9 protein-coding genes are annotated in these 9,538 nt (G+C 69.4%); 3 read left to right on the forward strand and 6 right to left on the reverse strand.

From position 1 onward, the window contains the following. The first annotated feature begins 2 nt into the window (after positions 1-2). The 3 genes from VIU94_RS14645 to VIU94_RS14655 are packed head-to-tail and all read left to right on the forward strand — an operon-like array spanning position 3 to position 3,606. Positions 3-1,400: an NtaA/DmoA family FMN-dependent monooxygenase gene (locus VIU94_RS14645; RefSeq protein ID WP_331911507.1), complete on the forward strand. Its 1,398-nt coding sequence runs from the start codon at positions 3-5 to the stop codon at positions 1,398-1,400. Then, positions 1,397-2,482: an LLM class flavin-dependent oxidoreductase gene (locus tag VIU94_RS14650; RefSeq protein WP_331911509.1), complete on the forward strand. Its 1,086-nt coding sequence runs from the start codon at positions 1,397-1,399 to the stop codon at positions 2,480-2,482. The genes VIU94_RS14645 and VIU94_RS14650 overlap by 4 nt, the downstream gene beginning before the upstream one ends. Then, entirely contained in the window at positions 2,479-3,606 is a 1,128-nt protein-coding gene (locus tag VIU94_RS14655; RefSeq protein WP_331911511.1) for an LLM class flavin-dependent oxidoreductase, read from the forward strand. The genes VIU94_RS14650 and VIU94_RS14655 overlap by 4 nt, the downstream gene beginning before the upstream one ends. A gap of 49 nt (positions 3,607-3,655) precedes the next feature. On the opposite strand, the gene VIU94_RS14660 is transcribed toward VIU94_RS14655, so the two are convergent. The 6 genes from VIU94_RS14660 to VIU94_RS14685 all read right to left on the reverse strand — a co-directional run. Continuing rightward, a complete protein-coding gene (locus tag VIU94_RS14660) occupies positions 3,656-4,450 on the reverse strand; it encodes a DUF1684 domain-containing protein (RefSeq protein ID WP_331911513.1) in 795 nt (264 codons plus the stop codon). A gap of 17 nt (positions 4,451-4,467) precedes the next feature. Beyond that, positions 4,468-5,421, reverse strand: a complete 954-nt coding sequence (locus VIU94_RS14665; protein ID WP_331911515.1) for a transporter substrate-binding domain-containing protein — start codon at positions 5,419-5,421, stop codon at positions 4,468-4,470. A gap of 38 nt (positions 5,422-5,459) precedes the next feature. Next, positions 5,460-6,221 (reverse strand): amino acid ABC transporter ATP-binding protein, encoded by a 762-nt coding sequence (locus VIU94_RS14670; protein ID WP_331911517.1) that lies wholly within the window; start codon positions 6,219-6,221, stop codon positions 5,460-5,462. After that, positions 6,218-7,189, reverse strand: coding sequence for an amino acid ABC transporter permease (locus VIU94_RS14675; protein WP_331911519.1), 972 nt, complete (start codon positions 7,187-7,189; stop codon positions 6,218-6,220). The genes VIU94_RS14670 and VIU94_RS14675 overlap by 4 nt, the downstream gene beginning before the upstream one ends. A 137-nt stretch (positions 7,190-7,326) precedes the next feature. After that, positions 7,327-8,826 carry an IMP dehydrogenase gene (gene guaB / locus VIU94_RS14680; protein WP_331911521.1) on the reverse strand — a complete coding sequence of 500 codons (1,500 nt, stop codon included), beginning with the start codon at positions 8,824-8,826 and terminating at the stop codon, positions 7,327-7,329. Between the two features lie 127 nt (positions 8,827-8,953). Next, on the reverse strand, positions 8,954-9,538 hold a 585-nt coding region (locus VIU94_RS14685; protein WP_331911523.1), incomplete at its 5' end, for a GNAT family N-acetyltransferase.

The raw sequence follows: 9,538 nt of genomic DNA on the forward strand, positions 1-9,538 counted from the left end.
CCATGAGCAAGCCGACCACGACCACGGGCACGCCGGCCACGGGCAAGCCCCTGAAGCAGATCCATCTCGCGGCCCACTTCCCCGGCGTCAACAACACCACCGTGTGGAGCGACCCTCGGGCGGGCAGCCACATCGAGTTCAGCTCGTTCGCGCACTTCGCGCGGACCGCCGAACGCGCCAAGTTCGACTTCCTCTTCCTCGCCGAGGGGCTGCGGCTGCGCGAACAGGGCGGCCAGATATACGACGTGGACGTGGTGGGGCGGCCCGACACCTTCACCGTCCTGTCCGCGCTCGCCGCCGTCACCGAACGGATCGGCCTGACCGGCACTGTCAACTCCACCTTCAACGAGCCCTACGAGGTGGCCCGCCAGTTCGCCTCCCTGGACCACCTCTCCGACGGGCGCGCAGCCTGGAACGTGGTCACCTCCTGGGACGCGTTCACCGGCGAGAACTTCCGGCGTGGCGGCTACCTGCCGCAGGGCGAGCGCTACGAGCGGGCCAAGACGTTCCTCGACGCCGCGATCCGGCTGTGGGACACATGGAGGGGCGACGAGATCCTCGCCGACAAGGCCTCCGGAGCCTTCCTGTCGGCATCGCTTTCGACGCCGGCGCCGGGCGCGTTCGAGCACCACGACTCGCAGTTCGACATCAGCGGCCGGTTCAACGTCCCGCGCAGCCCGCAGGGGCGCCCGGTGATCTTCCAGGCCGGCGACTCCGAGGAGGGTCGCGAGTTCGCCGCGCAGAAGGCCGACGCGATCTTCTCGCGGCACAGCCATCTGGAGGACGGTCAGCGGTTCTACGTCGACGTGAAGGGACGCCTGGAGAAGTACGGGCGCCGCCACGATGACCTGCTGATCCTGCCCGCGGCCACCTTCGTCCTCGCCGACACCGACGCCGAGGCCGTCGAGCTGGCCCGTGAGATCAGGCTGCAGCAGGTCTCCCCGGCGACCGCGATCAAGCTGCTCGAGCAGCTGTGGAACCGCGACCTCTCCGACCATGACCCCGACGGCCCGTTGCCCACGGTCGACCCGAGCGAGGACGAGGACCTGATCGCCAAGGGCCGCGCCAGCGCCCGTTCGCACGGCGACCGGTTGGAGCAGGCGGAGCGGTGGCGGGCGATCTCGCGGGCGAAGGGCCTGAGCACCCGCGAGACGATCGTCGAGGTCACCGGCCGGCAGAGCTTCATCGGCTCAGCGGAGACGATCGCCGACACGATCGACACCTACGTGCAGAACGACGCCGCCGACGGCTACATCCTGGTCTCCCACATCACCCCCGGCGGTCTGGCGCCCTTCGTGGACCATGTCGTGCCGCTGCTCCAGGAGCGCGGCGTCTTCCGCACGGCCTACGAAGGGACCACGCTCCGCGAGAACCTCGGCCTGCGGGAGCCGACCAGATGAGGTTCCTGGCGATCACGCTCATCGTGCATCGTCCCGATCCGGTGACGGGGCAGCAGAAGGCGACGTACGACAGGTTCCAGGAGGTCGTCACCAACGCCGTCCTCGCCGAGGAGCTCGGGTTCGACGGGTTCGGGGTCGGCGAGCGGCACGAACGGCCGTTCATCTCCTCCTCCCCGACGGTGGTCCTCTCCCACCTCGCCGCCCGTACGCAGCGCATCCGGCTCTTCACCGCGGTGACGACGCTGGCGCTGCTGGACCCGGTGCGCGCCTATGAGGACTACGCCACCCTCGACCACCTCTCCGGCGGCCGGCTCGAGCTGATCATCGGCAAAGGCAACGGCTCCGCGCAGCGTGACCTGTTCCGGGTGACGCCGGAGGACCAGTGGGACCGGAACGCGGAGTCGTACGAGATCTTCCGCAAGCTGTGGCGCCAGGATCGGGTGACCGCCTCGCCTCGCTTCCGCCCTGAGCTGGTCGAGGCGGAGGTGTGGCCGCGGCCGCTTCAGCAGCCGGTGCGCGTGTGGCACGGGAGCGCCACCTCGAAGGAGTCCGTCGACCTCGCCGCGCGCTACGGCGACCCGCTGTTCTCGGCCAACGTCACCAACCCGATCGAGCCCTACGGCGAGCTGGTCGACCACTACCGCGAGCGCTGGGTGGCCTACGGCCACGACCCCGCCGACATCGCGATCGGCGCCGGGACCGCCGGCCTCTACGTAGCAAGGACGAGCCAGGAGGCGTACGCCGCCTATCGACCCGTCTTCGAGGGCCAGCTCGCCTTCCAGGCCGGCCTCGGGCTCGAGCCGGTCTTCCCGACCCTGGAGGACTTCGTCGAAAGATCCTCGGCGCTGGTCGGGTCGCCGCAGCAGGTGATCGAGAAGATCCACCGCTACCACGAGCGCTTCGGGCACCAGGTCGTCCACGTCCAGGCGGACGCCAGTGGCCTGACCGAGCAGCAGCACCGCGACAGCTTGGAGCTCTTCGCCACCGAGGTGGCCGCCCCGCTACGGACCGCCCTCCCCGACCCGCCCTGGGGCTGGGGCTCCCCGGCCGAGGACACCCCCACGATCGGAGCACACCGATGAGCCACACTCCTCTGTCAGTCCTCGACCTCGTGCCGGTGTCCTCCGGGGCCTCCGGCCCCGACGCCGTACGCAACGCCATCGCGCTCGCGCAGGCGACCGAGTCCTTCGGCTACCACCGCTACTGGGTCGCCGAGCACCACCTCAACCCCGGCGTCGCCGGCACTTCGCCGGCGGTGGTCCTCGCTCTGCTGGGTGCGGCGACCTCGCGCATCCGGCTGGGCTCCGGCGCGGTCCTGATGGGGCACCGGACGGCGCTGTCGACGATCGAGGAGTTCGGGCTGCTCGACGCCGCCTTCCCCGGTCGGATCGACCTCGGCCTGGGCCGCTCCGGCGGCAGGCCCGGGGCCGCTGGCCCGGCGGTCATCCCGGTGGAGCTGGTCGACGGACGCACCCCGGAGGGGCTGCTCGTCCCGCCGAGGTTCGATCCTCGCGGACTACTCGGGTCGCCGAGGTTCCAGCTCCAGAAGGAACTCCTGCAGCTGCCCGGGGCGACCTCCGCCGACTACGGCGAGCAGATCGACACGATCCTCGCCTTCGTCGACGGCACCTACCGGGATGCCGCCGGCACCCCGGCGAGAGTAGTCCCTGGCGAGGGCGCCCAGCTCGAGCTGTGGGTGCTGGGAAGCAGCGGCGGGGAGAGCGCCGAGGTGGCCGGCAAGCGCGGCCTCCGGTTCGCGACGAACTACCACGTCAACCCCTCCGGCGTCCTCGAGGCAGCGCACTCCTACCGCACCGCCTTCGCACCCTCCGACACCCTGACCGCGCCCCATGTCGCGGTCTCCGCCGACGTGGTGGTCGCCGAGACCGAGCAGGAAGCCCGCGAGCTCGCCACCGGCTACGGCCTGTGGGTCCGCTCCATCCGCACCGGCGAGGGCGCCATCCCGTTCCCGACCCCCGACGAGGCCCGTGCCTGGGAGTGGACCGAGGAGGACCGGGCTCTGGTCCAGGACCGCCTCGACACCCAGTTCGTCGGCACGGCTGCGCAGGTCGCCGATCAGCTGGAGATCCTCCAGCGCGCCGTCGAGGCGGACGAGCTGGTCATCACGACCATCACCCACGACCACGCCGACCGGGTCCGCTCCTATCAGCTGATCGCCGAGGAGTGGGCGCGGCGGGGTCGCTGAGGGTCGTGTGCCGGGGTAACACCGTGTTACCCCCGCCGCCCCCGAGCGCCTACGGCTTCTTCTCCCCCGCCTCGACCGCCACCGGCAGCCGGTTGCCGGCCGGCGGGAGCGGGCAGGTGGCGTGATCGGTGTAGGCGCACGGCAGGTTGGTCGCTCGATTGAAGTCGATCACCACGTTGCCGTCCGCGTCAGGAGCGCCGACGGAGAGCGAGCGGTTGGCGGCGTACGTCGTCCTGCCCGAGGTCTCGTCGACGAACAGCACGTGCAGGGAGCCGGGCGCGAAGCCGGGGAAGGCGATGAGGCTGTGCACCGCACCGCCCACCTCGAACTCGATCTCGCCGACGGCCTCGTAGACGTGCTCGAGGCCGTCGACGACCGAGCCGACGGTGGTCGGTACGGGCGTCTCGTAGGCGACGAAGCGCCCGGGCACAGCCCAGCGCGGGTCCGGCGCGTACGCCTCGGTCCCCTGGTAGCCGGTCAGGACCGGGTTGTCGGGGTGGCGGGGGCGGATGATGTCGTTGCCGCCGCGCTTGGCGATCTCGACGACCGCGTCGCCGAACTCGGCGGTGATCCCGCCGCGCTCGTCGATGACGCCGAAGGAGTGCCGACCGGTGACCTCGACGCCGTCGACGACCAGCGACTCACCCGGTGCCAGCGAGACCACGATGCCCTCGGGGCCGCTCGACCAGGCGCCCGGCACGTCGTCGTAAGTCTCCGGCTCCTCGCCGAGCCAGCGGATCGAGGTGATCGCGAGGAACCCGTGGGGCGAGGCGCGCTTCTTCTCGTGCTCCTCGTGCCAGGCGGTCCAGTCCTGGACGAAGGTGTCGGTGTCGGTGACGGTCATAGGTCCTCCCGGAAGGTTCAGAATGCCGGCTTCGGATTGAACTCCGACTTGTCGAGCTTTATGTCCGAAACGTCCCATTTCGTGAAGATCTTGTTGTAAGTCCCGTCGGCGATGAGCGCATTGACGGCGTCGACGAGCACCTGGCCCAGCGGCGACCTCTTGGCGACGACGAAGCCGACGTCGGTGAGGCTGAGCTCGCCGAGGTACTTCAGACCGGGCTGGTGGGAGACCAGGTACTTCAGCGACAGGGTCGGCCCGAAGTAGAGGTCGGTCTTGCCGTTCTGCAGACCGAGCAGGATCGCGGCGTTGTCCTTGAAGTACTCGACCTCATAGGCCTTCTTGCCAGCCTTCTCGCACTCCGCGGCGCCGTCCTCGAGGATCTGCTGGAAGCTGGAGCCCGGCGAGGTCGCCACCGTGTGCCCGCAGATGTCGGTCAGCGTCTCGACCTGGTCGAGGTCGCTGTCCTCGCGGGTGACGAACGACTGCCCGTCGAGCAGGTAGGTGGCGTAGTCGACCACCTTGATCCGCTCGGAGGTGACCGCGAAGTTCGCCTGGCCGACGTCGTACTTGCCGCTCTGGGTGCCCGGGACGATCGTCTCGAAGCTGCCGAACTCCGTCTTCCAGGTCACCCCGAGCTTAGCCGCGAGCGCGTTGCGCAGGTCGATGTCGAGGCCGATCTGCTCGCCCGACTGGTCCGAGCCGCCGTGCGGGAGCCCCTGCTCGCCGGTCGCCTCGGTGGTGCCGAGGACGAGCGTCTTGGACTTCCGTACGTCGGCAGGCAGCCGCTCGGTCAGCGCCGGGTCCGCCTCGACGTCCGAGACGACGTCCTGGGTCGGGATCGCGGCCGGCTCGGCGGAGGCCGAGCCCGACGACCCGATCCCGCGCTCGGCGTCGCTGAGCGTGTCGGAGGCGTTGCCGCAACCGGCGAGGGCGAGGGCCGCGATCGCGACCAGGGCGAGCTTGAGCTTCATGGATCGGTTCCTTGTCTGGGAGGTCACAGTCTGGGGGCTCACAACACAGCGGAGAGGAACGCCCGAGCGCGCTCGTGGGTGGGAGACACGAGTACGTCGCCGGGTGCCCCGGCCTCGACCAGCCGGCCATCGTCGAGGAAGACGACCTGGTCGGCGACCTCGCGCGCGAAGCCGATCTCGTGAGTGACCACGATCATCGTCATCCCGGTCTGGGCGAGGTCCTTCATCACACCGAGCACCTCGCCGACCATCTCGGGGTCGAGCGCGGAGGTCGGCTCGTCGAAGAGCATCAGGTCGGGTTCGACCGCGAGCGCGCGGGCGATCGCCACGCGCTGCTGCTGACCACCCGACATCTGCCGCGGGTAGGAGCGCTCCCGGTCGGCCAGGCCGACCCGGTCGAGCAGCTCGCGCCCGCGCGCCTCGGCCGCCCGGCGGCGTACGCCTGCGGCCAGCTGCCCCTCCAGGATGTTCTCCAGCGCGGTCTTGTGCGGGAACAGGTTGAACTGCTGGAAGACCATCCCGATCCGGCTGCGCTGCCGGGTGATCGCCCGGTCGGAGAGCTCCCTCAGCTGGTCACCGTCACGCCGGTAGCCGATGATCTCATCGTCCACCTCGACGAAGCCGGCGTCGGGCTTCTCCAGGTGGTTGACCGTACGCAGCAACGTGGACTTGCCCGAGCCCGACGGCCCCAGGACCACCGCCACCGAGCCCCGGGCGACGTCGAGGTCGATGCCGTCGAGGACCGTGTTGGGGCCGAACCGCTTGGTCAGGCCGCGGACTCGTACGAGGGGCTCGCTCATCGCAGCACCTCCAGCTCACGTCGCCGGGGCGAGCGCGGCACGAGCGGGAGCTGGCTCCGCCACAGCCGCCAGAATCCGGTGCGCGCGCCCTTGCCGCGGGAGTAGTAGCGCTCGACGAAGAACTGGATCGTCGACAGGATCGTGACCAGGATCAGGTACCAGATGGTCGCGACCAGGAGCAGCGGGATGACCAGGTAGTTCTGGGCGTAGATCAGCTGCACCGAGTAGAGCAGGTCCTGCACCGCGATCACCGAGACGATCGAGGTGCCCTTGAGCAGCCCGATCAGCAGGTTGCCGGAGGCCGGGATGATCGCGGGCATCGCCTGCGGGAGCACGATCCGCCAGAAGATCCGGGCCCTGGACAGGCCGAGCGCCTTGGCCGCCTCGGTCTGGCCCGCCTCGACCGAGACCAGGCCGCCACGGATGATCTCGGCGGCGAACGCGGCGATGTCGAAGGTGAGTCCGACGAAGGCCGCGAGCAGGCCGCTGAACAGGTGAGCCGTCTCGATCGTGACGAACGGTTTCAGGAACGGGATGCCCAGGCTGAGCTGCGGATACAGCGAGGCCATCTGGAACCAGAAGAGCAGCTGCAGCAGCGGCGGCACGCTCCGGAAGAACCAGATGTAGACGGCGCTGACCGAGCTCAGCACCGGGTTCGAGGAGAGCCGCATGACCGCGAGCACGATGCCGAGCAGGTAGGAGCTCACCAGCACCGCGGCGGTCAGCCACAGGGTCAGCACCAGCCCGTCGAGGATCGAGGGGCGCAGGAAGAACGCGCCGACCACGTCCCAGTGGTAGCGCGGGTTCGTCACCAGGCTCTTCACGATCCCGGCGACGACCAGCAGCGCGAGCACCGCCGAGATCCACTGCCCCGGTTTGCGGCGCCCGACGAGCCGGGCATCGAGGAGCTCGTCGTCTCCGTCGCGAGCGAGCAGGGGGTGGCGACGTACGGCCTCATCAACACTCACGCGCGACCACCTCTATATGTCGAGTAACTTGCTCAACATTCTATCTGTAGAGGATGTTTCCGGGTGAGGCATCCGAGAAATGGGACGAGCCCCGAACCCAATGGGTTCGGGGCTCGACGCGCGAGAGCGTCGGTCGGTCAGGAGTGGTAGTTCGGCGCCTCGGCGGTGACCTGGACGTCGTGGGGGTGCGACTCCTTGAGCGAGGCCGAGGTGATCCGCATGAAGCGGCCCTGGGTCTGCAGCTCGGGGATGGTGCGCGCGCCGACGTAGAACATCGTCTGGTGCAGGCCGCCGGTGAGCTGGTGGGCGACGGTGGCCAGCGAACCCTTGTAGGCGACCTGGCCCTCGACACCCTCGGGGACGATCATGTCGTCGTCGGTGACCTCGGCCTGGAAGTAGCGGTCCTTGGAGAAGGACTTCTTGCCGCGGCTCGACATCGCGCCCATGGAGCCCATGCCGCGGTAGGCCTTGAACTGCTTGCCGTTGATCAGGACCGTGTCACCGGGGGTCTCCTCGGTGCCGGCGAGCATCGAGCCGAGCATCACCGTGTCGGCGCCGGCGACGATGGCCTTGCCGATCTCGCCGGAGTAGCGCAGACCGCCGTCGGCGATCACCGGGACGCCGGCGGGCTTGCAGGCCAGGGAGGCCTCGTAGACCGCGGAGATCTGCGGCACGCCGACGCCCGTGACGACGCGGGTGGTGCAGATCGAGCCCGGGCCGACACCGACCTTGACCGCGTCGGCGCCCGCGTCGACGAAGCTCTGGGCGCCTTCCTTGGTGGCGACGTTGCCGCCGATGACCTGGACGTGCTTGGTGGCCGGGTCGGTCTTGAGGCGGTGGACCATGTCGATCAGCATGCGTACGTTGCCGTGGGCCGTGTCCGCGACCAGCACGTCGACACCGGCCTCGATCAGGGTGGTGGCCCGCTCCCAGGCGTCGCCGAAGTAGCCGATCGCGGCGCCGACGAGCAGCCGGCCCTGGGCGTCCTTGGAGGCGTCGGGGAACTGCTCGGACTTCACGAAGTCCTTGACGGTGATCAGGCCGGTGATGCGGCCGTCGGTGTCGACCAGCGGAAGCCGCTCGAGCTTGTGCTGACGCAGCAGCTTGGTGGCCTCTTCGCGCGAGATCTCGGCGGGACCGGTGATCAGGTCCTTCGAGGTCATCACCTCGTTGACCTTCGTGGTCGCCCACTCCGCGACCGGGGTGAACCGGAGGTCGCGGTTGGTGATGATGCCGATCAGCTTCTGGTCGACGTCGACGACGGGGAATCCGGAGATCCGGTATTCACCGGCGAGCTTGTCGAGCTGCTCCAGCGTCGCGTCGGGGCCGATCGTGACCGGGTTGGAGATGATGCCGGTCTGGGTGCGCTTGACCAGGTCGACCTGGTAGGCCTGATCCTCGATGCTCAGGTTGCGGTGGAGCACGCCGATGCCGCCCTGGCGCGCCATCGCGATCGCCATCCGGGACTCGGTCACGGTGTCCATCGCCGCGGAGATCAGCGGGACCCGCAGGTTGATCTCGCGGGTCAGCCGGGAGGTCGTATCGATGTCAGACGGCGCCAGATCCGAGTATCCAGGCATCAGGAGTACGTCGTCGTAGGTGAGGCCGAGCGTCGCGAACTTCTCCGGGATCTCCATGGAGAAATGTTACGGCCGGGCCCCGAAGATCGCCGAAACGGCGAGACTTCTCTGGCTTTTCCTGCACTTCTCGGGTGTTGCAACGCCAGAGAAGTGCAGGAATACCCGGTTAACCGGGTATTCCTTCCTACCTGCTCAGCGGCTTGAGGTCCCGCACCGGCACCTTGACGGTCAGCAGGTCGCCGGCCATCCGGATCCGTCCGCGCATCCCGGCGGCGAGAACCATGGGCAGCACGGCCTGGTTGTCGGATTGCGTCGTGAGCAGGATCTCGTCGGCGCCGAGCATGTGCGCGAGCCTGGCGGTGTCGACCAGCAGCCGGGTGCCGATGCCGCGGCGCTGCCAGGCCGGGTCGACGCGCAGGTTGACGATGCGTACGTTCTCGTCGTCCTCGGTCGGGGCCAGGACCTCGCCGATGCCGACGGCGACGCCGTCGATCAGGGCGGTGACGGTCTCTCCGGTGACGACGAGGTCGGGGGTGCTTCCGGTGCCCAGGCGGCGTACGGGCGGGGTGGTGCCGATCGCCGCCGACTCGCGGCTGCGGTCGAGGACGTCGTTGACCAGGTCGGCCATCGCGGAGCCGCGGGCGTGCTCGGTCGCGGTGAAGGGGGCGGTGCGGTGCAGCTGGACGTCGACGTCGGCGACCCGCAGCTCCATGGTGTCGTGGACGACCCCGGGCGGGGCCTCGGCCTCGGCGTCGAAGAGCTGGGCGAC

It is taken from the genome of Streptomyces sp. (genome assembly GCF_036566765.1).
Classification (GTDB): Bacteria; Actinomycetota; Actinomycetes; order Streptomycetales; family Streptomycetaceae; genus Streptomyces.